This window comes from Vescimonas coprocola (assembly GCF_018408575.1).
Taxonomy (GTDB): domain Bacteria; phylum Bacillota; class Clostridia; order Oscillospirales; family Oscillospiraceae; genus Vescimonas; species Vescimonas coprocola.
The window spans coordinates 48,100-71,092 of the sequence record NZ_AP023418.1 but is presented as its reverse complement, the minus strand read 5'-3'; the positions used below and the strand labels follow the sequence as shown (position 1 = coordinate 71,092).

Here is a 22,993-nt window from a genome sequence, read left to right as displayed (position 1 = left end):
TCATTTACTGCCCACGGCGCAGGCCGTGAGAGAGGAGCCATTCCTATGAAAAAGATCCTCATGATCGGCACCGGCGGCACCATCGCCTCGGAGATGACGCCGGAGGGCCTGACACCGGAGCTGAACACCCACCAGCTGCTGGCCTATCTCCCCCGCATCGCCCAGCTGTGCCATGTGGACTGCATCCAGCTGTACAGTCTGGACAGCACCAGCATCCATCCCACCCACTGGCTGGGGACGGCCCAAGCCATCCGGGAGCACTACGACGACTACGACGGCTTCGTCATCAGCCACGGCACGGACACCATGGCCTATACGGCGGCAGCCCTGAGCTATCTGGTACAGGACAGCCCCAAGCCCATCATCCTCACCGGCGCCCAGAAGCCCATCTGGTTCGACGGCACCGACTCCAAGCGCAATCTTACCGATGCCTTTCTCTACGCCTGCCGGGGCTGCGGCGGCGTGCAGATCGTCTTTAACGGGCGGGTCATTCTGGGGACCCGTGCCCGCAAGACCTACTCCAAGAGTTTCCGGGCCTTCTCCAGCGTCAATTACCCCGATCTGGCGGTGGTGCAGGACGAGCATCTGTTACAGTACATCCGTTGTGAGAGCCGGCCACGGCCGCTATTTTATGACCGCCTGGACCCCCATGTGGGGCTGCTGAAGCTGATCCCCGGCACGGAGGATGCGTTAGCGGAGTTCATGCTGGACCGCTACGACGGCCTCATCATCGAGAGCTTCGGCGTAGGCGGCCTGCCGGAATACGACGGCGGACACCTCTACGACGTGGTACGCCGTGGGGTGGAGCGGGGCAAGATCGTGGTCATGACCACGCAGGTCCCCAACGAGGGCAGCGACCTGACGGTATACCATGTGGGGGGACACCTGAAGAGCACCCTCCGGCTGCTGGAGGCCTACGACATGACCACCGAGGCCGCCGTGGCCAAGCTCATGTGGATCATGGGGCAGACCCGTGAATTTTCGGAGGTGGAGCGGCTGTTTTACCAGCCTGTGGCGCAGGATATCCTCCGCTTCGGGGACGAATAAGATGTTTGCTCCGGCGGGACACGCCTTGTGTCCCGCCGGAGTATTTTTTTGACCTGCGGCACAAGCTAACGGGGCAAAAAAGGGAGGCGGACAGTCAGCTGTCCGCCCCAAGTGAGGAGAAAAAATGGATAAAGCATTGAAAACGCCGTCCCTCAGACGAGGGCCAGCACCAGCCACAGCAGGCCGATGACACCGCCGCCCAGCAGCGCCGCCATCCATGTGGTGAGCCGTCTGCGCCGGGGCGGAGCCCCGTGGGTGCGGGCGTAGCTCTTGGCGATGCGGACCGCCTGCTCCACCACCTGCTGGGATGAGACGCCGCCGCCTGCGGCGTCGTTGCTGAGAATGAAGATCGCCTGCTCGAAAATATGGGGATCGGGGGACTCCACCACGATCACCCGTCTGGAAATACCTTTTACCAAGGCCACGCCCTCCTCTGTCCGGTGATGTTTGACAGATAGAGTATTTCCGGCGTCGGCGGCGGTTATACCTGCCGGGGGCGGTTTTCTCCCGGCAGGGGCAGGTGTACCGCCAGCACGGCGCAGTCGTCCTCCAGTCCCCTGCGGCTGCGGGATTCCGACAGGATCAGCGCCGTCAGGGCGTGGACGTCGGTGCCGTTCCACCCCGCCAGCAGATTTTGCAGCCACTCGTCGCTGTTCTCGTCGGCGATGCCGTCGGAGATCATGACAAAATAGCTGCCTGCCGGGAGGGCCAGCCGAGTGACCTCCGGCGGCTCCGCCGTGGCCTGCAGCCCCGCCGGAAGGGAATGGGCGGTGAAGCGGGTAACGTGGGCGGTGTGCTTGAGATAGGAGGGCGCAGCGCCGTATTTATAGAGGGTGGCCTCGCCGGTGGAGCGGCGCAGAGCCAAAAGATCGATGGTGGTGAAGGCTCCGCCGGTCTCTCCCCGCAGGGCCAGCGCCGAGTTCAGGGTCTTGAGGGCCGGAGCCGGTTCAATGCCCGCCCGCAGGAACTGCTCCAGCAGCCGCACCGTCAGCGCCGCCTCCCGGTGGGCCTCCGGGCCGCTGCCCATGCCGTCGGAGAGCAGGAGGTACAGCATCCCGCCGGTCTCCACCGTGGCCAGCTGGTCGCCGCACAGCTGCTGTCCCTCCTTGGGGCGCAGGGCCGAGGACACCCGATAGCCCATGGGGACGGTGGGCTCCTCCGCCGGGGCGTGGGCTGCTGCCGCCAGCAGATCCCCCATCTGGGCGTACTGCTCCTGAGCCTGACGGCGGGAGCAGCTCAGCTGGCGATGATATTGGCGGCGCAGGAGGAAAAGCCGCAGTTCCTCGTTGACGGCGGCGATAAACTCCCGCAGATGGACGCACCGGGCGGTGAAGTACAGGGGGAAATCCTCCGGTTGGGCCGTGCCACGGCGCAGCAGCGCCGGACAGGCATCATTGAAGGCGTTGTAGGTGGCGTTATAGTTCTGCTGCCAGCAGTTGGCGCACAGGACGCAGGAGCGGCACACCTGCTCCGCCGCCCGGTCGAAGATCACCGAGGGATTCTCCGGCGGGGCCGGGGCCGTGTCCCGGAAGAAGCTGTCGTACAGGGAGCGCAGAGCCGCAGCGGACTGCTCCAGCCGGCGGGGCTTTGCCGTCTCTCCGGGTGCATCCGCCCGGGCGGCACGCTCTGCGCAGGGAGGCAGCCAGCGCCGGGGCAGCAGCAGATAGGCCGCACCGCCCGCCAGACATGACAGCAGCAGCTGTCGGGGAGGACCGACATCCAGCAGCACCGCAAGGGCCATGATGGGCAGAGAAAAGGCCGCCGCCGGGAGGATGCGGGGCAGGCGGCCATAGAAGGCGGCCAGCGCTCCGCCGCAGCCGTAGGCCACCGTCAGCAGCAGCGCCGGTGTCTCCGGCACCAGATCCGCCGCAAGGCCCGCACAGGCCCCCGCCAATCCCGCCGTCAGGGGCGGCAGACGGCGGGAGAGGAGCAGCAGCTCCGCCATCAGCAGGGCTTTCCCCACGGAGAACAGGCCCTCTACCGTCACCGGCACCAGTGCCAGCGACAGGGCGGCGGCGTACAGCAGTCCCTTTTGCCGGAGGGTCGTGCCGTGGGCGGTCAGCAGCGCCGTGGCAGCTGCCAGCAGCGCAGAGGCCGTCAGACACAGTACCCACTGGCTCAGGGGGCGGTACAGCAGGTACACCGACTGGATCAGCAGCTGGGAGAGGGCCGCCGTCAGGGGCCGGAAGGCGGGGCGGCGGTAGAGCTTCGTATCACAGAAGGCCGTCTGGGCGGCGAAAAGCAGCACGGCAGCGGCGGCATGGCGCAGCCCCGGTTGAAAATCCAGAAACAGCAGCGCTCCGCCGGTAACACCCAACAGGGAAAGCAGACCCGGCAGGCCCGGCCCTGCGGCGGCGGCCGCCGCCAGACTGAAGGGGGCGTACAGTCCTCCCAGCCGGGCAGCGGTGAGGACGCAGCAGAGCGCCGCCTGCCCCAGCAGCGTCAGGATGCGGCGGAGCCGTCTGCCGGGCGGCGGGAGGTGAAACTTCATGGACAAGCCCTCCTTTTTCCCCTATTGTAGTCACCGGCGGCGGGAAAAGCTGTCGGGAAATGGAGTCCGGCGGATTTTTCCGTGGACGGCGGTGTTTACGGAGGCAGAAAGCTGTGATATAATGAAGAAACCTTGACAGAAAGCAGGTGGCCGCTATGAAAGCCCAGCGTCCCTATCCGCAGATCACCATCACCCCCAAGGGGGAGGCCGCTCTGGTGGGCGGACACCCCTGGGTCTATGAGGGGGAGGTCACGGGACTCAGCGGCCCCGTGTCCGACGGACAGCTGGTGGACGTCATCAGCCGCCGGGGCAGTTGGCTGGGCTGCGGCTTTTTCAACAGCCGCTCCCGCATCCGGGTACGGGTGCTGTCCCGGAACCCCAACGACCGGTTCGACCGGGCCTTCTGGCGGCGGCGCATCCAGTACGCATGGGACTATCGCAAGACCGTCATGGGGCCGGAGGACAGCCGCTGCTGCCGGGTGATCTTCGGAGAGGCCGACGGCTTCCCCGGTCTGACGGTGGACCGGTTCGAGAGCGTGCTGGTGGCGCAGGTGCTGTGTCTGGGCATGGAACTCATCAAGGAGGAGCTGTTCTCCCTGCTGCTGGAGGTGCTGCGCTCCGACGGACAGGACGTGGTGGGTGTATATGAGCGCAACGACGTGGCCATCCGTGGTCTGGAGGGCATGGAACAGGGCAAGGGGTGGCATCCTGTGGGCGGTGAAAAGGCTCCGGACTTTACAGCGGTGGATATTGAGGAAAACGGCATCCGCTACACCGTGGACTTTGAAAACGGGCAAAAAACCGGCTTCTTTCTGGATCAGAAGTACAACCGGCAGGCGGTGGCCAAGCTGGCCCGTGGCCGGACGGTGCTGGACTGCTTCACCCACACCGGCTCTTTTGCCCTGAACGCTGCACGGGGCGGAGCCAAGCACGTCACGGCGGTGGACGTGTCGGAGTTCGCCGTGGCGTGTGCCAGAGAAAACGCACGGCGCAACGGACTTTCCGACGTGATGGAGTGCGTGGCGGCCAATGTGTTCGACCTGCTGCCCCAGCTGGAGCAGCAGCCCAAGCGGTACGACTTCATCATTCTGGATCCCCCGGCCTTCACCAAGAGCCGCAAGACCACCCAGCGGGCCATGACCGGCTATAAGGAGATCAACTACCGGGCCATGCGGCTGCTGCCACGGGGCGGCTATCTGGCCACCTGCTCTTGCAGCCACTTCGCCACGGAGGAGCTGTTTTTGAAGATGCTGCGCTCGGCGGCCAAGGATGCCGGGGTGCAGTTGCGGCAGATCGAGGCCCGGCAGCAGTGCTGCGACCACCCCATTCTGTGGGGCGTGGAGGAGACCAATTACCTGAAATTCTATCTGTTTCAGGTGGTTTGATGAATACGATTCGTATACTTTTCTTATAATATTACAAGTAGTTGCAGAATATGACAGAGGAGACCGGCCGCAGCCTGTTTCCCGAAAGGAGCATTTATGAACACCAACTGGAACGACCCCAATTTTCAGGGCTTCGGCGGCAGGCAGAGTCCCTTTGGGAAGCGGCCTCCACGGCCCAAAAAGGAGCACAAGGCCATCGGCACGCCCCTGAGCCGCACCCTCATCAATCTGGCGGTGACGCTGATCTTTGCGGCGGTGTACTTCTATGTGGTGCTGCCGCCCATCAATTTGCAGGCGGAGGAGTTCTATTTCTTCATGCTGCTGTGCTGCGCTGTGTACTGCGGCTGCGCCGTGCTGACCTCCGGGTTTCAGGGCAGCGGGGCCAAGGGCTACTTTGGCTTCGTGAAGAAGCAGTGCCGCATCCCCATGATAATAGCCGTGGCGCTGGTGGCCGTGGCCATCGTGGGCGGTATCGTGGGCTGGCAGGTGATCCGGGCCGGGTCCTACCGGGATCTGCTGACGGTGGAGACCGGTGACTTCGCCACCGAGGTGGAGGAGATCAGCTATGACCAGATCCCCATGCTGGACAAGGACTCCGCCGAGAAGCTGGGCAACCGCAAGCTGGGTGAGCTGTCGGACATGGTGTCCCAGTTTGAGGTGGCGGAGGAGTACACTCAAATCAACTACAAGGGCCGCCCGGTGCGGGTGACGCCCCTGCGGTACGGGGACTGGATCAAGTGGTTCAACAACCGCTCTGAGGGTCTGCCCGCCTATCTCATTATCGACATGGTGACCCAGAATGTGGAGGTGGTGCGTCTGGAGCAGGGCATCCGCTACACCACCGCCGAGCACTTCGGCCGCAACCTCTATCGCTATCTGCAGTTCCACTACCCCACCTATATCTTTGACAAGCCGGCCTTCGAGATCGACGAGGGCGGCAATCCCTATTGGGTCTGCCCCCGGATCCGGAAAACCATCGGACTCTTTGGCGGCACGGACATCGACGGGGCCGTGCTGGTGAACGCCGTCACCGGTGAGCATCAGTACTATGACGCCAAGGATGTGCCGGACTGGGTGGATCACGTCTACACGGCGGATCTCATCGTCCAGCAGTACGACTACCACGGTACCTATATCCACGGCTTCATCAACTCCCTGTTCGGCCAGCGGGATGTCACCGTCACCACCGATGGCTATAACTACATCGCCATCGGAGACGACGTGTATATGTACACCGGCATCACGTCGGTGGTGTCGGATCAGTCCAACATCGGCTTCATCCTCTCCAACCAGCGCACCAAGGAGACACGTTTTTACTCCGTGGCCGGCGCCGAGGAGTACTCCGCCATGGATTCGGCACGGGGGCAGGTGCAGCAGATGAACTACACCGCCACCTTCCCTCTGCTGCTGAACATCGCAGATCAGCCCAGCTACTTCATGGCGCTGAAGGACGCCGCCGGTCTGGTGAAGATGTACGCCATGGTCAACGTCAGTCAGTACCAGATCGTGGCCACCGGCGGCAGCGTGGCGGAATGCGAGAGCAACTATCGCCAGATGCTGGCCCGGTATAACCTCATTGACCCGGCGGATACGGAGCCCTCCGCTTCGGATCAGGGGGAGGTCACCGGCGTCATCGCTGACCTCCGCAGCGCCGTTATGGACGGCAACACCTGGTACTACCTCCAGCTCTCCGACGGCACGGTGTACTACACCATCTCCGCCGCCGAGGCTCCGGAGGCCGTGATCCTCAACGTGGGCGACACGGTGACGGTGAAGTATGCCGAGGGCGAGGGCAGCATCCTGCAGGCTTACAGCGTGGCCAAGGCCGTCCCGGCGGCGTAAAGCAGAACACAGAAAAACGGCGTGACCTTGCGGTCACGCCGTTTTTTGTTCCAATGGGAGGCAGGCTTGCTGCCTGTCCTATGCAGCCTTGACGCTCCAAGGCTTTGGAAGCAGTCTCTTCGTAAGCTCAGCGCTTGCTGAACTGCGGAGCGCGACGAGCGGCTTTGAGGCCGTACTTCTTACGCTCCTTCATACGAGGATCACGGGTCAGGAAGCCTGCCTTCTTTAGGGCGGCACGGTACTCGGGATTTACCAGCAGCAGTGCGCGGCTGATGCCATGGCGCAGAGCACCGGCCTGACCGGACACGCCGCCGCCCTCGACGGTAGCCACGATATCCACCTTGCCCAGAGTGCCGGTGGTGTTCAGGGGCTGGCGAACCACCATCTTCAGGGTCTCCAGACCGAAGTAATCGTCGATATCACGGCCGTTGATGGTGATGGAGCCGGTGCCGTTGGGGAACAGATGCACACGGGCCACGGAGGACTTACGACGGCCGGTGCCGTACATATAGGGATTCTTAGACTGATACATTCTCTTTTTCCTCCTTACTTGACCAGCTCGGGCTTCTGAGCCTGATGCTCATGCTGCTCGCCGGCGTAGATGTGCAGACGCTTCAGGGAGTCCTTGGTGACGATGTTGCGGGGCATCATGCCACGCACGGCCACACGCACGGCGACCTCAGGCTTCTCCTGCATCAGCAGGCGATACTTGGTCTCCTTCAGGCCGCCCACCCAGCCGGAGTGGGTGCGGTAGTACTTCTGCTCCATCTTGTTGCCGGTGAGGACGGCCTTGCCGGCGTTGATGACGATGACGTTGTCACCGCAGTCGGCATGGGGAGTGTAGGTGGGCTTGCCCTTACCACGCAGCAGGTCAGCGACGATGACGGCGGTCTTGCCCAGGGGCTTACCGGCGGCATCCACGACGTACCACTTGCGGACAACATTGCCCTTTTTTTCCATATAAGTGGACATGGTGATTTCCTCCAATTTATATAATGTATTGCTTTACTTTTCCGTGCTCCCTTGCTATCATGGGGAGAGAAAACACGCAAACAGCGCAAGGATATTTATAGCACACCCCCGCAAAAATGTCAACAGCGTTTTAATTTACCATTAGAACATCTGCGATTATCTCTTGTTTTCTCTGTTTATCTCCCGTTTTCTAAAAACGCAATTTCATTTCCCGGAGGCAGCATATGCAGCATATTTTAGGACAGGTCCGCCGCTGCGTGGAGGACTATCACATGATCGAGGCCGGGGACAAGGTGGCCGTGGGCGTCTCCGGCGGCAAGGACAGCCTGCTGACCCTGACGGCTCTGGCCCGGCTGCGGGACTTCTACCCCCTCCCCTTTCAGGTGGAGGCCATCACGCTGGAGACCGGCACGCCGGGCATGAGCTTTGACGCCGTGGCGGAGCTGTGCCGGGAGCTGGAGGTCCCTTACACCCGCATCCATGTGCCGGTATACCAGATCGTGTTTGAAGAGCGCAAAGAAAAGAACCCCTGCTCCCTCTGCGCCAAGCTGCGGCGGGGCAGCCTGAACACAGCGCTGACGGAGCGGGGGATCCACAAGATCGCACTGGGTCATCACTACGACGATGCCATCGAAACGCTGCTGATGAATCTGCTGTTTGAGGGGCGCATCGGCTGCTTCCAGCCGGTGACGTATCTGGACCGCACGGGCATCACCCAGATCCGCCCACTGCTGTACTGCCGGGAGGATGACATCCGCCGCACGGTGGAGCGGCTCCGCCTGCCGGTGGTCCACAACCCCTGTCCTGCCAACGGCTCCACCCGCCGACAGGAGGTGAAGGATCTGATCCATCAGCTGGAGGGGCGCTATCCCGACATCAAGCAGAAGCTTTTCGGCAGTCTCCAGCGCTACCCTCTCTATGGCTGGAATCTGGAGCAGCAGGAGCGCTGACCGGCGATTTCCATTTCTATCTTGCAGATAATATGTAATATCCTGTCGTTTTGTCACGCCAGCACCCATTGCAGCAGCAACAGCAGGCCGAAGCCGGGAACACCCAGCACCCCGATGAAGAGGGCGTTGAACACGTTAAGTCCCAGCCGGATGCCGGTGACGGCGGCGGTGAGGTTCAGCAGCCACACCGCCCCGAAGCCCAGCGCCGAGTTCACCAGCACCCGCAGGGCCAGCTTCACCGGCCCCCGGAACAGACGCACGGCGGCGAACAGTAAAAACGCCCCCACCACGCACAGTGCGCCGATCTCTATACCGGACATACAGGCCCTCCCTTCCCGGCGGAGGCCGCCACGGCGGCGGGTGATACCGTCCGGCCCCCGGAGCGGGCCGCCGGTTCCTGTTCCTTGATGCACCGCAGCAGGTAGCTGTATCGGGCCTTCAGTGCGCTGATCTCGTAGATGCTGGCCTCTATCAGCTCCGGCTCCGTGACATAGTTGAACTTATCGTAGGCGCACTTCAGCGCCACATTGGTCTGCTGCAATTCCTCCCGCAGGATATCCAGCGGATGCTCCACCTTTTTTCCCATGTCCAAGTCCTCCCCGTTCCCTTTCATTGTACGGATATTTTATCCGGATATGCCGGACTTTAGCCGTGGGACAAGCCGAAATTTTCAGGAGGTGTGCCATGCACGAGGAATATATGCGTCAGGCGCTGGCGCTGGCTCAGGAGGCCGCCGCCCACGGCGAGGTACCGGTGGGCTGCGTCATCGTCCGGGAGGGGCAGATCGTGGGCCGGGGCCGCAACCGCCGGGAGGAGAAGCAGCACACCTCCTCCCACGCTGAAATGGAGGCCATCCGGCAGGCCAACGAGGTCCTTGGCACCTGGCGGCTGGACGACTGCACCCTCTATGTGACGCTGGAGCCCTGTCCCATGTGCGCCGGGGCCATCCTCAACGCCCGCATTCCACGGGTCTATTACGGCGCACGGGATCGGGAGATGGGTGCCTGCGGCGGGGTGCTGAACCTGTTCATGGAGGACTTCCCCCACCCACCGGCGTTGGTAGGCGGGGTGCTGGCGGAGGACTGCCGCCGGGTGCTGACGGATTTCTTCCGAAATCTCCGATAAATGAATTTCCCACATTCTACTTGGTTGTTGTTTCGCTTGTTTTCGTCGCTTTGCTGAATCTTCTCGCTAAACGTCGCCTTTTTTGTCTCTTTAGATGGTATCTTTTCCAAAATGTATATGGTACAATCAGAACATCCCGAACATATGCAATACAAACGGGAGAACCCATATGAAAGGAACCGTTTTTTCATGGAACCCAATACTATTCTCAGTGAATCCCTGTCTCTGAGCAGTGATATCCCTCTCTATGCCCAGCTGGTGGGCATCATCAAGCGCAGCATCTCCTCCGGCGCACTGGCCATCGGCGATCTGCTGCCCTCCGAGGCGGAGCTTTGCCGGGCGCTGAATGTCAGCCGCAACACCGTCCGTCAGGCCATCGGTGAGCTGGAGGATGAGGGCCTCGTGGTCCGCAAGCGGGGCAAGGGTACTTTTGTGGCCGACCCCAACACCAACCGCCGGGGCGTGCGCTATTCCTTCACCACTGAGGTCTCCTCCCTGGGCAAGACCCCCTCCTCCACACTGGTGGACTTCGGCGTTATCGTCCCTACACGGGCCATCTGCGAGAAGATGGAGCTGCGGGAGGGGACGTCGGTCTACTGCTTCACCCGTGTCCGCAATGTGGACGGTGAGCCCCTGATTCTGGAGACGTCCTACTATCCCCAGTTTATCTACCCCAACCTCACCCGTGAGATGGTGCAGACCCACAGCTTTTACAGCCTGCTGTACCATGTGGGCATCACCCCCTTCTCCGCTGAGGATACCTATGAGGCGGTGATGCTGGATGCGCCCCGTGCCAATCTCCTCAGCGTGGAGCCGGGCAGCTGTGCCTTCTATCATCAGCGCCGCACCAAGACCGAGGACGGCCGGGTCTATGAGTACACCCGCAGCTATATCCGGGGCGACCGGGTGCGGCTGGATGTGCATATGCAGAAGAGCGGCATGACCTTCTCCCGCATCATCGACTGAAGCCCTGAAAACGCCCCCAGCCGCAGAGCCTTCCCTCTGCGGCTGGTTTTTGCAAACTTTCCCCGCGCCTCCCCTTTACAGCCTGTCCTCTTTCGGATATAATAGTAAGGCTAAGGAAATCTGACACAAGAAGGAGACGACCCTATGGCAGTCATTGAATACGACGAATATAAGCAGAAGCTTCAGGCGCTGGAACCGACCCTTCAGGAGCTGGAGAAGGCTCTGGCCATTCCTAAGGCCCGTGAGGAGCTGGCGCAGCTTCAGAAGGAGACGGAGCAGGAGGGCTTTTGGAGCGACGTGGAGCGCAGCCAGAAGGTCTCCCAGCAGATCAAGCGGCTGGAGAGCAAGGTCAAGAAGCACGACCGACTGGTGTCCGACTGGGAGGACACCCTGACCCTGTGCGAAATGGCACAGGAGGAGGACGACGCCTCCCAGCTGCCGGAGGTGACCTCCGGCTATGAGACGCTGGAAAAGGAGATCAACGAGCGCCGTCTGGCGGCGCTGCTGTCCGGCGAGTACGACGCCAACAACGCCATCCTCACCTTCCACGCCGGAGCAGGCGGCACCGAGGCCCAGGACTGGACGGAGATGCTCTATCGGATGTATACCCGCTGGGCGGAGCGCCACGGCTACACCTATCAGCTCATGGACTACGAGGCCGGCGATGAGGCGGGCATCAAATCCGCCACCATCCTCATCGAGGGGGAGAATGCCTACGGCTATCTGAAGAGTGAGAACGGCGTTCACCGTCTGGTGCGTGTTTCTCCCTTCGATGCCAACGCCCGACGCCAGACCAGCTTCGCTGCGCTGGAGGTCATGCCGGAGCTGGACGACGACAGCGAGATCGAGATCCGCCCGGAGGACATCGAGATGCAGGCCTGCCGCTCCAGCGGTGCAGGCGGTCAGCACATCAACAAGACCTCCTCCGCCGTCCGCCTGACCCACCTGCCCACGGGCATCGTGGTGTTCTGCCAGACGGAGCGCAGCCAGTTCCAGAACCGGGACAACGCCATGAAGATGCTGCGGGCCAAGCTGGCGGAGCTGAAGCTGCAGCAGCACGCCGAGAAGATCAGCGACCTCAAGGGCGTACAGATGAAGATCGAGTGGGGCAGCCAGATCCGCTCCTATGTGTTCATGCCCTACACGCTGGCCAAGGACACCCGCACCGGCTATGAAATGGGCAACATTCAAGCCGTCATGGACGGCGATATCGACGGCTTCATCAATGCCTATCTGACCGCCGCCGCCAACGGTGAGATCAAGAAGTAAGGGATAGTCTTCCAGAAAAATAACCGCCCCCGCAGGTCACGACCTGCGGGGGCGGTTTCAGGTACAGAGCTTACTCGCCCATGGGGGCGCCGCACTTGGGGCAGAACTTGCCGTTGGAGGACTCGCCGCACACGGGGCAGACCTTCTGCTGGGTCTCCTCGGCGGGCTGCTCCTGGCAGCTGCAGGGGCAGGACTCCTCTTCCTTCTTGGCAGCCTTGGCGGCCTCCAGCTCACCGATGCGCTCCTTAGAGGCGATGACGGCGGCCACCACATCCTTCACGGCATCGGGGACCTCGCCCTCATACTCGGACACGAACCACTCACCGATGGCACGGTAATTCTTTTCCATTTCACGCTGCTCGGAGATGATCTCCATGCTGGCCTTGGCGGAATCCGAAACACTCTTCGCCTTCTCGGAGGCGACGCCCGCCAGATCCTTGGCCTTTTCCGCCGCTACGCCGGCGACGGCCTGTGCCTTCTTGCCCAGTTCTTCAAAAAATGCCATGTTCATGATCTCCTTTCATATACACGGGTGTGCTTGTATTATACCCCCGCACACTTTTGTTTGTCAATGGCGGTCGAGGGGCGGCAGCGGGCAAAAAATGTAAATTTTTTATGCTTGCGTCGCCGGTGGGAATCCGATATAATGAGGAAAAATTCCGTCAGGAGGGGAAGTTATGAACCGCATCAGCAAGGAGAACTACTACCTGAACATCGCCCAGACCGTTCTGGAGCGTGCCACCTGTCTGCGCCGGGTCTACGGCGCCATCATCGTCAAGAACGACGAGATCATTTCCACCGGCTACAACGGCTCCCCCCGTGGGCGGAAAAACTGCGTGGACATGGGCTTTTGCACACGGGAGGCCATGCAGGTGCCGAGGGGCGAGCGCTATGAGCTGTGCCGCAGCGTCCACGCCGAGGCCAACGCCATCATCTCCGCCAGCCGCCGGGACATGGTGGGCGGTACGCTGTATCTGGTGGGCCGCAATGCCCAGACCGGAGAGCTGCTGACGGACGCCACCTCCTGCCCTATGTGCCGCCGCATGGTCATCAATGCGGGGCTGGCCCGTGTGGTGATCCGCCGGACGCCGGAGGAGTTCACCGTGGTGGACGTGGAAGAATGGGTCCGCACCGACGATCTGGCTCTGCCGGAAAAAATATGACACCTGCCGGAGGGGAGCGGTGCTCCCCTCCGGTTTCTTTTTCCCCGTCTTTTCTTTTTTCCCGCCATGTGCTATACTGGGGAGCAATATCACCCGAAAGCGAGGAGACACCATGAACATCGGCCGCATCCATGTGGATTCCCGGCTGGTCCTGGCCCCTATGGCCGGGGTCACCGATCTGGCCTTCCGCCAGATCTGCCGGGAGCTGGGGGCAGGGCTTACCGTCACCGAGATGGTCAGCGCCAAGGCCCTGTGCTATCAGGACCGCAAGACCCGCAGTCTGCTGCGTCTGGGGCCGGGGGAGCATCCTGCCGGGGTGCAGATCTTCGGCAGCGACGCCGCCTGCATGGCGGAAGCCGCCTGCATGGCCGCCGAGCTGTCCGGCGCCGATTTCATCGACATCAACATGGGCTGTCCCGTGGGCAAGGTGGTCTCCAACGGTGACGGCTCCGCCCTGATGAAGGACCCGGAGAAGGCCGCACGCATTGCCGAGGCGGTGGTGAAGGCCTGCCCGGTGCCGGTGACGGTGAAAATGCGCCGGGGCTGGGACAAGGGCAGCATCAATGCCGTGGAGCTGGCCCGGATGCTGGAGCAGGCAGGGGTGTCGGCGGTGGCCGTTCACGGCCGCACCCGCACCCAAATGTACGCCGGACAGGCGGACTGGGTCACCATCCGTCAGGTGAAGCAGGCGGTGTCCATCCCCGTTATCGCCAACGGCGACGTGTTCTCGGCGGAGGATGCCGTGGCTATCCTCCACTTTACCGGCGCCGACGCCGCCATGATCGGCCGGGGCAGCTTCGGCAACCCGTGGATCTTTCAGCAGGCCCAGGCGGCGCTGGAGGGCCGTCCCGTCCCGCCGCTGCCGCCGCTGGCGGAGCGCTGCGATGTGGCCGTGCGGCAGATCCGTCTGGCCGCCGAGGACAAGGGGGAGCACATCGCCATGCTGGAGGCCCGGAAGCAGTACGCATGGTATCTCAAGGGCGTTCCCCACGCCAACTATTATAAGGAACAGATCGTGCGGATGAACACGCTGGAGGATATGGAGCGCATCACCGCCGGCATCAAGAGGGACCTGAAATGACCGAGCAGCAGTGGATCGCCCGTGCCAGACACGGTGACGCAGACGCCTTCGAGCAGCTGGTGGTGGCCTACGAAGGGCCGGTGTACCGGCTGGCACTGCGGATGTGCGGCAGCGCCGAGGATGCCCGTGAGGTGACGCAGGACGCCTTTCTGGCGGCATGGCGTGGCCTGCCAGCTTTCCGGGGCGACAGCCGCTTCTCCTCATGGCTGTACCGGCTTACCACCAATGCCGCCATCGACTTCCTGCGCCGGGAAAAGCACCATCTGGGGAACCTCCCGCTGGAGGAGGCCCCGGAGCGGTCGGCTCCCCAGCAGCCGGAGCTTCTGGCGGAGCAGAGAGAGCAGCAGGAGGCCCTGCAAAGGGCGCTGGATCAGCTGTCACCGGAACACCGGCAGGTGCTGCTGCTGCGGGTGGTACAGCAGCTGAGCTACGACGAGATCGCACAGGCCCTGTCACTGGAGAGCGGCACGGTGAAATCCCGCATCAGCCGTGCCCGCCGCCAGCTGCGTGAAATTCTCCTGCGGCAGGGGAACTTCTTTCCCGACTCTGCCGTCTTACCAAATGGAAAGGAGGGGTGAGTATGCACTGCAATCAGGAACAGATCGAGGCCCTGCTGGACGGGGAGCTGGTCGGCCCGGAACAAGACGCCGTACTCGCCCATCTGCGGGATTGTCCCGGCTGCCGCAGCTACTACCGGCAGCTGCTGGCCATGGAGCAGGCCCTGCGGGCCGATACCGATCCCGTCCTGGATGACCTGCTTCCGGATATCATGAACCGTGTCCACGCCACGCCCCAGCATCGACGGCGGTCGCCGTGGCTGCGGGCCGTCATGGGCATGGCGGCGTGTCTTGTGGTGGTGCTGGGCGTCTATCTGGTACGCTATCAGGTGGAGAAGGGCAGCGACTCTCCCTTCAGCGGTATTTTGCCGGATTCCTCCGCCAACAACTCTGTGGGCGCCAACGAGGATACTTTCACCGATGAGGTCACCCCCTCTGACGGCGGTCTGACCTTCGCCTCCGGCGGCACAGAGAGGCAGGAATCCTCCGGCCCGGCGGACTATGTGCTCACGGGCCACCCGGAGCTGGCCCAGCAGGCCCGCCAGTGGCTGTCCCAGCAGGGACTGGAGCCGGACGAGGACGGTGTCTATTCCCTCACTGCCCAGCAGGTACAGGATCTGAACGCCGCCGTGCCGGAGCTGGAGCTTCCCACGGATGATGCACTGCGCCTGCTGCTGGAGGACTGAGGCCTGCCTTGACGGGCCGGGCAAAATGCGCTACAATGGCCCCAAAAGGGCTTTCCCACCTAAGTGCAAAAGGAGGTCATCCCATGACAGAACAGGAACTGTGCCGGGCCGCCATTGCCATGCTGGACCGTTCTTACAGCCCCTATTCCCATTTTCCCGTGGGTGCGGCGCTGGAGTGCAGCGATGGCACGGTGTTCACCGGCTGCAACATTGAAAACGCCGCCTACGGCCTCACCATCTGTGCCGAACGCACCGCCATCTTCAAGGCCATCAGCGAGGGCCATCGGGATTTCAAACGCATCGTCATTGCCGGGAAGAGCGAGGACTACTGCGTCCCCTGCGGCTCCTGCCGGCAGGTGATGCAGGAGTTCGCCCCCCAGATGGAGGTCATCTGCCTCAACGGCAAGGGGGAGGCCAAGCACTTCGCCCTGAAGGAGCTGCTGCCCTATGGCTTCGACGAGACGTGGCTGTGACCGCCGCCCTACAGACGGCATAGGATAGACCACTCCCCTAAAAGGAGGTCTTTTCCGTGGCAGATACGCTGGATACCCTGCCGGCGGGCCGATGGGCCGCCATCCGGGCTGTGACGCACTCCCAGCGTCAGCGGCTGCTGGAGCTGGGCTTCATCCCCGGCACGATCGTCCGGGCGGTGCAGATCAGTCCCTTGGGTGATCCGGTGGCCTATGAGGTGCTGGATGCCGTCATTGCCCTGCGCCGCTGTGACGCCCGGTGCATCCATATCACGGCACTGTAAGTGCTCATGCTGCACATGTTAAAAAGGAAGAGACGATGGAAACATCGTCTCTTCCTTTTTGTCTGCAGAGGGGGCTGTTTGCTGCCTCCGGCGGCATATTTTTTGCCATCAGTTTTTCTTTTATGCCTCCGGCGGGTAACTTTCTTTCAGCAGCGAAAGAAAGTTACCCACCGGAGGCAAAAAGTAGGCTGTCGGAGACAGAAAAAAGGGCTGCTATCAGAAAGGCACCCGCCGGAGGCAAAACAGTGACTCATCGGAGGCAGCCAAACAAGGCGAAATAAAATCCCAGCCGGGCGGTGCTGCACACCATCCGGCTGGGGGCATCTCATTTCTCCCGGTGCCTGCGCTCCCGGTAGATCGGCTCCGGCGTGCGGATCACCACCTGAGTATCCTCCGCCACCGAGTCCGTCAGGAAGGCGTTGCCGCCCACCACGGCATGATCCCCGATGGTGGTCTCACCGCCCAGAATGGAGGCCCCGGAGTAGATGGTCACGTCGCTGCCCACGGTGGGATGCCGCTTTCCCGGCAGACTGGCGTGGCCCTTCCGAGGGGACAGCGCTCCCAGCGTCACGCCCTGATACAGCTTCACATTCTCCCCGATGACCGTGGTCTCGCCCACCACGATGCCGGTGCCGTGATCGATGAAGAAGTGGGCGCCGATCTGTGCGCCGGGGTGAATATCGATGCCCGTGCGGCTGTGGGCGTACTCACTCATGATCCGGGGGATCATGGGAATCTGGCGCAGATACAGCTCATGGGCCACCCGGTATACGAAAATGGCAAACAGCCCCGGATAGGCGAACAGGATCTCCTCCTTGGAGGCCGCCGCCGGGTCGGATTCAAAGGTGGCGTCCAGATCCGTCAGCAGCAGCCGCTGCACGCCGGGCAGGGCCTCCACCACCTCACGGGCCAACACCGACGCCCGCTGCTCCTGCTCCTCCGGCAGGGCCAAAGCGATCTGCCGGGCCAGCTGGCCCTCGATGCGCTCCAGCAGCAGCGCCGTGTAGTCCTCCACCGGAAGGGTCATCAGCTCCGGGTCGCCGTAGTAGGCCGGAAAGACCAGCCGCCGGATCTCCTTCAGCAGTCCGATCACTGCCCCCTTGTCCGGCAGCCGCAGGCCCTTGCCGTACATGGGAACGGGGCTGCGCTGCATATTCTCCGCCATGGACCGGGCTGCCGCCCGGATGTGCTCTTCATACATGGGGTGTCTCCTCCTGTCCCGCCCCCGCAGGGGCCGTCTATCCTATGCTCCCTCCCGGTGTCAGGATACACCGGCCGGGGTCTTTTCCTCCTCCTTTTGGAGGCGGCTGCCGTCAAAGGGGGTCTCCAGCTGGCTCAGGTCCCGGAGGTAGCCCTTGAAATCGCTGTAAAACGCCGCATACTCATATCCGGTGCAGATGCGCTCGTCCATCACCACGCCGATGGGCATCACCTTCCGGGTCAGGTCACCGCCCATGTAATCCGGCACGGGCTTGCCCATGCACACGAACACGCTGGTGGTGCCGAACTCATAGCAGTGGTGATGGATATAGCTGGTCTTGATGGAGGCCAGATTGGTGATGAACATACTGGTGTGGAAGGGCGACAGGTCGATGATCTTCCGGGGCAGCAGCCCGTGCTTGTCCAGATGATACGCCAGCCACACCACGAACTTTGGCAGCCCCGGCACGGAGAACATGAACCGTGCGAACTTGTCGGTGCTGTTGGACTGGTGCTCATGCTGGTTGGCGGCAATAACCTCCCGAATTTTCCTGTCAATGGAGAAAATATCGTCCGACGGCTCCAAATACACTTTCAGTGCTGTCTCGTTGACCACCCCGTCGGATTGCTTCTTGAGAATGACGAAGGAGACGCAGAAGTGGTTGCGCCGATAAATTTTTCCGTTCATCACGAAGTAGTTCAGCTTTGGATTGTCCAGCACCGCCCGGTAGTAGGCGGCGATGATGACACTCATGTGGTTCAAGCGTACGCCCTCCCGCCGCCAATGGCGGATGTAGGCCTTTACAGCCTCCTCGTCGATGTTCTCGGTGATGGAGTTCCACGCATCGTAGCGCTTGGGCATGATGTAGGGAATGGCCGCCACCAGCGGCGGCAGGTCTTTCACTCTGGTTCCGTCAGGTCTCATGATGCTTTTTCCTCATTCCTATGCAGATGCAGCCATTATACGCCCTCCCGCCATCCATTGCAACCGTTTTCCCATTCCTTTGCCCCGCAAAAAGCCCGCTGCGGCCGCACTTTCCGCTTGTCCTTTTCCGGCGGATTTGTTATAATAGTTGATTATAGTAGTATGCGGAAGGGAGCGCTGGCAGATGAAGTTTTCCAAATGGCATATCGCCCCAGCGGAGGAAGCGGATATCCGCCGTCTCGGCGAGGCTGGCTATCCCCAGCTGGTGTCGCAGGTACTGGCGGCACGGAGCATCTCCACGGCGGAGGAGGCCGCCGCCTTTCTGGAGCGGGGCCGGGATCTGACCTGCTCCCCCTTCCTGATGAAGGACATGGACCGGGCGGTGGAGTGCATCAGCCGGGCCATCGGGCAGGGCCTCCGCATGGCGGTGTTCGGGGATTACGACGTGGACGGCATCACCGCCACGGTGATCCTGGTGGATTACCTGAAAAGCCGGGGCGTCGATGTGCTGCACTATATTCCTCGCCGCATCGAGGACGGCTACGGGCTGGGGCAGGACGCCATCCGCTCCCTCCATGAGCAGGGGGTAGAGCTGCTCATCACCGTGGACTGCGGCATCACCGGGGTGGAGGAGGTGGACTTCGCCGCCTCTCTGGGCATGGATGTGGTCATCACCGATCACCACGAGTGCAAGGACACCCTGCCACGGGCCGTGGCGGTGGTGGACCCCCACCGGCCGGACTGCACCTATCCCTTCCCCTATCTGGCGGGCTGCGGCGTGGCGCTGAAGCTGGTGCTGGCGCTGGGCGGCGAGAGCCGGGAGGAGGCCCTTTTCTCCCGCTACTGCACCTTGGCCGCCATCGGCACCATTGCCGACGTGATGCCCATGTCCGGGGAGAACCGCATCATCGTCTCCCGTGGCTTGGAGTGCATCACCCAGTCGGACTTCATCGGCCTCCACGCCCTGCTGCAGGAGGCAGGCCTCATGGATAAGGCCATCACCTCCGTGCAGGTGGGCTTCGTGCTGGCCCCCCGCATCAACGCCGCCGGCCGCATGGGGGCAGCGGACAAGGCCGCCGACCTCCTGCTGTGTCAGGACCCGGCGGAGGCCGCCCGGTTGGCCCGTGAGCTGTGCGCCCTGAACCGGGAGCGTCAGGCGGTGGAGCAGACCATCTATGCCCAGGCAGTGGAACAGATCGACCATCTGCCGCCGCAGGAGCGCAGCGCTCTGGTGCTGGCCTCCGACACGTGGCACCAAGGGGTGGTGGGCATCGTGGCCTCCCGCCTGTCGGAAAAATACGCCTGTCCCAGCTTTATGATCCACTTAAGCGGCACCGTGGGCAAGGGCTCCTGCCGCAGTTGGGGCGGCTTCAACCTTTTCGCCGCTCTGGAGCGCTGCTCCGACCTCCTGCTGGATTTCGGCGGTCACGAGCTGGCAGCGGGCTTCACCATCGATGTCGCCAATATCCCCTCCTTCCGCCAGCGGATGAACCAGCTGGTGCGGGAATATCAGGGTGGCGGAGCGCCGGAGGTATGTCTGGAGATCGATGCCGCCCTCACCTGTCCCAGCCGTGTCACCCTGACGGAGGTGGAGGCTCTGGGGATGCTGGAGCCCTACGGCGCCGGTAATGCCCGCCCTCTCTTCTGCCTGATGGGCGCCACGCTGGAGCGGCTGCAGAGCGTGGGCCAGAATCGCCACCTGAAGCTGCGGCTCAGCAAGGGCAGCAGCCAGTTCGACGGTATTTTCTTCTCCGTCTCCCCCGACACCTGTCCCGTTGCGGCGGGCAGCCGGGTGGATGCGGCCTTTTATCTGCAGATCAACGAATTTCGGGGCAACCGCACGGTACAGCTGCAAATGGTGGACATCCGCCCGTCCCTCACTGTCAGTACACGGGAGGATGAGTGCCTGCACCTGTTGGAGCGCTGTCTGCGGGGCGATCGGCTCCTGCCCAAGGAGGCGGTCCACCTGCTGCCATCCCGCAGCCAGTGCGTGCAGCTGTGGCGGGCGCTGGAGCACACCGTCCCCCCGGAGGGGCTCACCGCCTGCTACCTGCCGCTGCTGCGGGAGCTGTCCGCCCGGCTGGAGGGGGCCGACCCCTTCCTTCGGACTGCCTTCTGTCTGGAGGTGTTCCGGGAACGGCAGCTGCTGACCCTCCGGCAAGAGGGCGACACCATTTCCATCACACTCACCGGCCAGGGGAAACACGTCCGCTTGGAGGAATCCGGTTACTTACAGGGCCTGCATGAGGTCATGCAGCCCAAACGGGGAGGCGATCACCATGACTGATACCCAGAATACCACCGCACCGGCGTCTCTGGTGCCGGAGATCCGCCCGGAGGTCTGGGCTGATCTGGAGCAGCGCTACCGCAAGCTGGAGGACACCGTCCGCCGCTATAACCCCAGCGCCAACTTCCAGCAGATCCGGGCCGCCTTCGAGTTCGCCGCCAAGGCCCACGGAGCGCAGATGCGGAAGGACGGCTCTCCCTTCATCACCCACCCGCTGGCGGTGGCCCAGATCGTGGCGGAGGAGCTGCATCTGGACTCCGAGTCCATCGAGGCGGCTCTGCTCCACGACACCATCGAGGATACCTCCGCCACCCACGAGGACATCTCCCGGCTCTTCTCTCCCACAGTGGCGGATCTGGTGGAGGGCGTCAGCAAGCTGACCCGTGTCCACTATACCTCCAAGGAGGAGGAGCAGATGGAGAACCTCCGGAAGATGCTCATGGCCATGAGCAAGGACATCCGGGTCATTCTCATCAAAATCTCCGACCGGCTCCACAATATGCGTACCATGGAGTACCAGACCCCGGAGAAGCAGAAGCAGAAGTCCTTCGAGACCATGGAGATCTATGCCCCCATTGCCCACCGGCTGGGAATGCAGAAGATGAAGTGGGAGCTGGAGGACCTGAGCCTGAAATATCTGGACCCCATCAGCTACCGGGAGATCGTGGAGGCTCTGAATGAAAAGGCCGCTCAGTATGACGGCTTCATGTCCTCTATCCACGACCAGATCACCCGCCGCCTGCGGGAGGCCCACATCGACGGCTACGTCTATGGCCGCATGAAGCACCCCTACTCCATCTACCGCAAGATGTATACCCAGAACAAGTCTCTGGACGATGTATACGACCTCTTCGCCTTCCGGGTCATTGTGGACACGGTGTCCGACTGCTACAATGTGCTGGGCATCATCCACGACCTGTATAAGCCCATTCTGGGCCGCTTCAAGGACTATATCGGCACCCCCAAGCCCAATATGTACCAGAGCCTCCACACCACCGTGGTGGGCCAGAACGGCATCCCCTTCGAGGTGCAGATCCGTACCCGTGAGATGCACGAGGTGGCCGAATACGGCATCGCCGCCCACTGGAAGTATAAGCAGAACGGTCAGGGGGCCGGGGACGAGGGCCGCTATGAGTGGGTCCGCCGTCTGCTGGAGAATCAGGAGGGCGCCGACGCCGAGGACTTCATCCACTCCCTGAAGGTGGATATGTTTGCCGACGAGGTGTTCGTGTTTACCCCCCGTGGCGACGTCATCAACCTCCCCGCCGGAGCCACGCCCATCGATTTTGCCTACAACATCCATTCCGCCGTGGGCAACCATATGGTGGGGGCCAAGGTCAACGGCCGTCTGGTCCCCTTTGATACCCGCCTGAAAAACGGCGACATCGTAGAGGTGGTCACCTCCCAGTCCGCCCACGGCCCAAGCCGGGACTGGGTGAAGATCGCCCGCTCCAGCAACGCCCGCTCCAAGATACGCCAGTGGTTCAAGCGGGAGCGCCGGGACGAGAACATCGTCAACGGCCGCTCCTCCTTCGAGTCGGAGCTGAAGCGCTGCGGCGTCACCCTGAAGGAGCTGACGGCGGAGGAAAACCTCCCCGTCATTCTGAAAAGGCTCTCCTTCAAGAGTCTGGACGATATGTATGCCGCCATTGGCTACGGCGGCGTCACCAGCCTGAAGCTCATCGGCCGTCTGCGGGAGGACATCCAGCGCATCCTGCACCAGCATCAGGCAGAGCGTCAGGCGGAGGTGCCGGTGGAGGGCCAGCCGGAGGTGACCCGTCCCGCCGTCCCCGTCCGGGAACACAGCGAGCAGGGCATCGTGGTGCAGGGTCTCAGCAACTGTCTGGTGAAGTTCTCCAAGTGCTGCTCCCCTGTCCCCGGCGACGAGATCGTGGGCTTTATCACCCGTGGCTATGGCGTCTCTGTCCACCGTAAGGACTGCCCCAACGCCGACCCCGCCCGCCGTCCGCCGGAGGAGGCGGGCCGCTGGATCAAGGTCTCCTGGGGCGGCAAAACACGGGAATCCTACCGCACCAATTTGCAGGTAGTGTCCAAGGATCGGCCCAATCTGCTGGTGGATATCTCCACCATCCTCTCCGCTGCCAAGGTCCACGTATCCTCTCTCAACGCCCGCTCCACCGCCGACGGCTTCGCCCTGATCTCTCTGGCCGTGGATGTATCCGACAGCCAGCAGCTGCAGGCTGTCATGCGCCGGCTGGAGCAGATCTCCGGGGTCATGCGTGTTACCCGCCCCGCCGGGTGATAAATGCGCCTCCGGCGCCACACTTTTCCG

Annotated in this window: 24 protein-coding genes; 15 read left to right on the top strand and 9 right to left on the bottom strand. The window is 62.6% G+C overall.

Annotated features, from left to right (window positions below):
- Positions 1-45 precede the first annotated feature (45 nt).
- On the top strand, positions 46-1,047 hold the full coding sequence (locus KJS28_RS00365) for an asparaginase (protein WP_213541282.1): 1,002 nt from the start codon (positions 46-48) through the stop codon (positions 1,045-1,047).
- A 152-nt stretch (positions 1,048-1,199) separates the two neighbouring features.
- On the opposite strand, the gene KJS28_RS00360 is transcribed toward KJS28_RS00365, so the two are convergent.
- Together KJS28_RS00360 and KJS28_RS00355 are read right to left on the bottom strand one after the other, a co-directional pair.
- Positions 1,200-1,472, bottom strand: a complete 273-nt coding sequence (locus tag KJS28_RS00360) for a hypothetical protein (RefSeq protein ID WP_228298402.1) — start codon at positions 1,470-1,472, stop codon at positions 1,200-1,202.
- Between the two features lie 56 nt (positions 1,473-1,528).
- Positions 1,529-3,538: a SpoIIE family protein phosphatase gene (locus KJS28_RS00355; RefSeq protein WP_213541281.1), complete on the bottom strand. Its 2,010-nt coding sequence runs from the start codon at positions 3,536-3,538 to the stop codon at positions 1,529-1,531.
- Positions 3,539-3,693: 155 nt separating this feature from the next.
- On the opposite strand from KJS28_RS00355, the gene KJS28_RS00350 reads away from it, so the two are divergent.
- Positions 3,694-4,923: a class I SAM-dependent rRNA methyltransferase gene (locus KJS28_RS00350; protein WP_213541280.1), complete on the top strand. Its 1,230-nt coding sequence runs from the start codon at positions 3,694-3,696 to the stop codon at positions 4,921-4,923.
- Positions 4,924-5,019: 96 nt separating this feature from the next.
- On the top strand, positions 5,020-6,765 hold the full coding sequence (locus KJS28_RS00345) for a CvpA family protein (RefSeq protein ID WP_228298401.1): 1,746 nt from the start codon (positions 5,020-5,022) through the stop codon (positions 6,763-6,765).
- Between the two features lie 127 nt (positions 6,766-6,892).
- On the opposite strand, the gene rpsI is transcribed toward KJS28_RS00345, so the two are convergent.
- Both rpsI and rplM read right to left on the bottom strand, forming a co-directional pair.
- Positions 6,893-7,297 carry a 30S ribosomal protein S9 gene (gene rpsI / locus KJS28_RS00340; RefSeq protein WP_021859445.1) on the bottom strand — a complete coding sequence of 135 codons (405 nt, stop codon included), beginning with the start codon at positions 7,295-7,297 and terminating at the stop codon, positions 6,893-6,895.
- A 14-nt stretch (positions 7,298-7,311) separates the two neighbouring features.
- Positions 7,312-7,737, bottom strand: a complete 426-nt coding sequence (rplM, locus tag KJS28_RS00335; protein WP_021859444.1) for a 50S ribosomal protein L13 — start codon at positions 7,735-7,737, stop codon at positions 7,312-7,314.
- Positions 7,738-7,961: 224 nt separating this feature from the next.
- Here rplM and KJS28_RS00330 point away from each other — a divergent pair, with 224 nt between their 5' ends.
- Positions 7,962-8,687 carry a PP-loop family protein gene (locus tag KJS28_RS00330; RefSeq protein ID WP_213541279.1) on the top strand — a complete coding sequence of 242 codons (726 nt, stop codon included), beginning with the start codon at positions 7,962-7,964 and terminating at the stop codon, positions 8,685-8,687.
- 53 nt (positions 8,688-8,740) lie between these two features.
- Here the strand turns inward: KJS28_RS00330 and KJS28_RS00325 are convergent, their stop codons facing one another.
- The gene (locus KJS28_RS00325) at positions 8,741-9,007 is read right to left on the bottom strand and encodes a pro-sigmaK processing inhibitor BofA family protein (RefSeq protein WP_213541278.1); all 267 of its coding nucleotides are present in this window, start codon (positions 9,005-9,007) and stop codon (positions 8,741-8,743) included.
- On the bottom strand, positions 8,995-9,273 hold the full coding sequence (locus tag KJS28_RS00320; protein WP_213541277.1) for a DUF2508 family protein: 279 nt from the start codon (positions 9,271-9,273) through the stop codon (positions 8,995-8,997). Before KJS28_RS00320 ends, KJS28_RS00325 begins: the two co-directional genes overlap by 13 nt.
- 98 nt (positions 9,274-9,371) lie before the next feature.
- Here KJS28_RS00320 and KJS28_RS00315 point away from each other — a divergent pair, with 98 nt between their 5' ends.
- The 3 genes from KJS28_RS00315 to prfB all read left to right on the top strand — a co-directional run bounded on the left by KJS28_RS00315 (position 9,372) and on the right by prfB (position 12,047).
- Entirely contained in the window at positions 9,372-9,812 is a 441-nt protein-coding gene (locus tag KJS28_RS00315) for a nucleoside deaminase (protein WP_213541276.1), read from the top strand.
- A gap of 189 nt (positions 9,813-10,001) precedes the next feature.
- Positions 10,002-10,778 carry a GntR family transcriptional regulator gene (locus KJS28_RS00310; RefSeq protein WP_213541275.1) on the top strand — a complete coding sequence of 259 codons (777 nt, stop codon included), beginning with the start codon at positions 10,002-10,004 and terminating at the stop codon, positions 10,776-10,778.
- Between the two features lie 144 nt (positions 10,779-10,922).
- On the top strand, positions 10,923-12,047 hold the full coding sequence (gene prfB / locus KJS28_RS00305) for a peptide chain release factor 2 (RefSeq protein ID WP_213541274.1): 1,125 nt from the start codon (positions 10,923-10,925) through the stop codon (positions 12,045-12,047).
- Positions 12,048-12,117: 70 nt separating this feature from the next.
- Here the strand turns inward: prfB and KJS28_RS00300 are convergent, their stop codons facing one another.
- A complete protein-coding gene (locus KJS28_RS00300) occupies positions 12,118-12,552 on the bottom strand; it encodes a zinc ribbon domain-containing protein (RefSeq protein ID WP_213541273.1) in 435 nt (144 codons plus the stop codon).
- 172 nt (positions 12,553-12,724) lie between these two features.
- Between KJS28_RS00300 and KJS28_RS00295 the strand changes: the two genes are divergently transcribed.
- The 6 genes from KJS28_RS00295 (at position 12,725) to KJS28_RS00270 (ending at position 16,288) form a co-directional block, all read left to right on the top strand.
- Entirely contained in the window at positions 12,725-13,210 is a 486-nt protein-coding gene (locus KJS28_RS00295; protein ID WP_021859437.1) for a deoxycytidylate deaminase, read from the top strand.
- Positions 13,211-13,322: 112 nt separating this feature from the next.
- On the top strand, positions 13,323-14,291 hold the full coding sequence (gene dusB / locus KJS28_RS00290) for a tRNA dihydrouridine synthase DusB (protein WP_213541272.1): 969 nt from the start codon (positions 13,323-13,325) through the stop codon (positions 14,289-14,291).
- A complete protein-coding gene (locus KJS28_RS00285; RefSeq protein ID WP_213541271.1) occupies positions 14,288-14,869 on the top strand; it encodes an RNA polymerase sigma factor in 582 nt (193 codons plus the stop codon). The genes dusB and KJS28_RS00285 overlap by 4 nt, the downstream gene beginning before the upstream one ends.
- A gap of 2 nt (positions 14,870-14,871) precedes the next feature.
- Positions 14,872-15,534 (top strand): zf-HC2 domain-containing protein, encoded by a 663-nt coding sequence (locus KJS28_RS00280; protein WP_213541270.1) that lies wholly within the window; start codon positions 14,872-14,874, stop codon positions 15,532-15,534.
- Positions 15,535-15,617: 83 nt separating this feature from the next.
- On the top strand, positions 15,618-16,007 hold the full coding sequence (gene cdd, locus KJS28_RS00275; RefSeq protein WP_213541269.1) for a cytidine deaminase: 390 nt from the start codon (positions 15,618-15,620) through the stop codon (positions 16,005-16,007).
- A gap of 56 nt (positions 16,008-16,063) precedes the next feature.
- Positions 16,064-16,288 (top strand): FeoA family protein, encoded by a 225-nt coding sequence (locus KJS28_RS00270; protein WP_213541268.1) that lies wholly within the window; start codon positions 16,064-16,066, stop codon positions 16,286-16,288.
- A 325-nt stretch (positions 16,289-16,613) separates the two neighbouring features.
- Here the strand turns inward: KJS28_RS00270 and epsC are convergent, their stop codons facing one another.
- Together epsC and KJS28_RS00260 are read right to left on the bottom strand one after the other, a co-directional pair.
- On the bottom strand, positions 16,614-17,489 hold the full coding sequence (gene epsC / locus KJS28_RS12600) for a serine O-acetyltransferase EpsC (protein ID WP_213541267.1): 876 nt from the start codon (positions 17,487-17,489) through the stop codon (positions 16,614-16,616).
- Positions 17,490-17,549: 60 nt separating this feature from the next.
- Complete coding sequence (locus tag KJS28_RS00260) at positions 17,550-18,413, bottom strand: hypothetical protein (protein WP_213541266.1); 864 nt, start codon at positions 18,411-18,413, stop codon at positions 17,550-17,552.
- A gap of 184 nt (positions 18,414-18,597) precedes the next feature.
- On the opposite strand from KJS28_RS00260, the gene recJ reads away from it, so the two are divergent.
- Both recJ and KJS28_RS00250 read left to right on the top strand, forming a co-directional pair.
- Positions 18,598-20,700, top strand: a complete 2,103-nt coding sequence (recJ, locus tag KJS28_RS00255) for a single-stranded-DNA-specific exonuclease RecJ (protein WP_213541265.1) — start codon at positions 18,598-18,600, stop codon at positions 20,698-20,700.
- On the top strand, positions 20,693-22,963 hold the full coding sequence (locus KJS28_RS00250) for a RelA/SpoT family protein (protein ID WP_213541264.1): 2,271 nt from the start codon (positions 20,693-20,695) through the stop codon (positions 22,961-22,963). Before recJ ends, KJS28_RS00250 begins: the two co-directional genes overlap by 8 nt.
- The last annotated feature ends 30 nt before the right edge of the window (positions 22,964-22,993 follow it).

What these genes read in the sequence shown, in the direction of transcription:
- KJS28_RS00320 (WP_213541277.1), bottom strand. Translation starts at nt 9,273, where the DNA reads ATGGGAAAAAAGGTGGAGCATCCGCTGGATATCCTGCGGGAGGAATTG.
- KJS28_RS00315 (WP_213541276.1), top strand. Translation starts at nt 9,372, where the DNA reads ATGCACGAGGAATATATGCGTCAGGCGCTGGCGCTGGCTCAGGAGGCC.
- KJS28_RS00330 (WP_213541279.1), top strand. Translation starts at nt 7,962, where the DNA reads ATGCAGCATATTTTAGGACAGGTCCGCCGCTGCGTGGAGGACTATCAC.
- KJS28_RS00345 (WP_228298401.1), top strand. Translation starts at nt 5,020, where the DNA reads ATGAACACCAACTGGAACGACCCCAATTTTCAGGGCTTCGGCGGCAGG.
- epsC (WP_213541267.1), bottom strand. Translation starts at nt 17,489, where the DNA reads ATGTATGAAGAGCACATCCGGGCGGCAGCCCGGTCCATGGCGGAGAAT.
- cdd (WP_213541269.1), top strand. Translation starts at nt 15,618, where the DNA reads ATGACAGAACAGGAACTGTGCCGGGCCGCCATTGCCATGCTGGACCGT.
- rplM (WP_021859444.1), bottom strand. Translation starts at nt 7,737, where the DNA reads ATGTCCACTTATATGGAAAAAAAGGGCAATGTTGTCCGCAAGTGGTAC.
- KJS28_RS00260 (WP_213541266.1), bottom strand. Translation starts at nt 18,413, where the DNA reads ATGAGACCTGACGGAACCAGAGTGAAAGACCTGCCGCCGCTGGTGGCG.
- KJS28_RS00300 (WP_213541273.1), bottom strand. Translation starts at nt 12,552, where the DNA reads ATGGCATTTTTTGAAGAACTGGGCAAGAAGGCACAGGCCGTCGCCGGC.
- dusB (WP_213541272.1), top strand. Translation starts at nt 13,323, where the DNA reads ATGAACATCGGCCGCATCCATGTGGATTCCCGGCTGGTCCTGGCCCCT.
- KJS28_RS00365 (WP_213541282.1), top strand. Translation starts at nt 46, where the DNA reads ATGAAAAAGATCCTCATGATCGGCACCGGCGGCACCATCGCCTCGGAG.
- prfB (WP_213541274.1), top strand. Translation starts at nt 10,923, where the DNA reads ATGGCAGTCATTGAATACGACGAATATAAGCAGAAGCTTCAGGCGCTG.
- KJS28_RS00280 (WP_213541270.1), top strand. Translation starts at nt 14,872, where the DNA reads ATGCACTGCAATCAGGAACAGATCGAGGCCCTGCTGGACGGGGAGCTG.
- KJS28_RS00350 (WP_213541280.1), top strand. Translation starts at nt 3,694, where the DNA reads ATGAAAGCCCAGCGTCCCTATCCGCAGATCACCATCACCCCCAAGGGG.
- KJS28_RS00355 (WP_213541281.1), bottom strand. Translation starts at nt 3,538, where the DNA reads ATGAAGTTTCACCTCCCGCCGCCCGGCAGACGGCTCCGCCGCATCCTG.
- KJS28_RS00250 (WP_213541264.1), top strand. Translation starts at nt 20,693, where the DNA reads ATGACTGATACCCAGAATACCACCGCACCGGCGTCTCTGGTGCCGGAG.
- KJS28_RS00285 (WP_213541271.1), top strand. Translation starts at nt 14,288, where the DNA reads ATGACCGAGCAGCAGTGGATCGCCCGTGCCAGACACGGTGACGCAGAC.
- KJS28_RS00325 (WP_213541278.1), bottom strand. Translation starts at nt 9,007, where the DNA reads ATGTCCGGTATAGAGATCGGCGCACTGTGCGTGGTGGGGGCGTTTTTA.
- recJ (WP_213541265.1), top strand. Translation starts at nt 18,598, where the DNA reads ATGAAGTTTTCCAAATGGCATATCGCCCCAGCGGAGGAAGCGGATATC.
- KJS28_RS00310 (WP_213541275.1), top strand. Translation starts at nt 10,002, where the DNA reads ATGGAACCCAATACTATTCTCAGTGAATCCCTGTCTCTGAGCAGTGAT.
- rpsI (WP_021859445.1), bottom strand. Translation starts at nt 7,297, where the DNA reads ATGTATCAGTCTAAGAATCCCTATATGTACGGCACCGGCCGTCGTAAG.
- KJS28_RS00295 (WP_021859437.1), top strand. Translation starts at nt 12,725, where the DNA reads ATGAACCGCATCAGCAAGGAGAACTACTACCTGAACATCGCCCAGACC.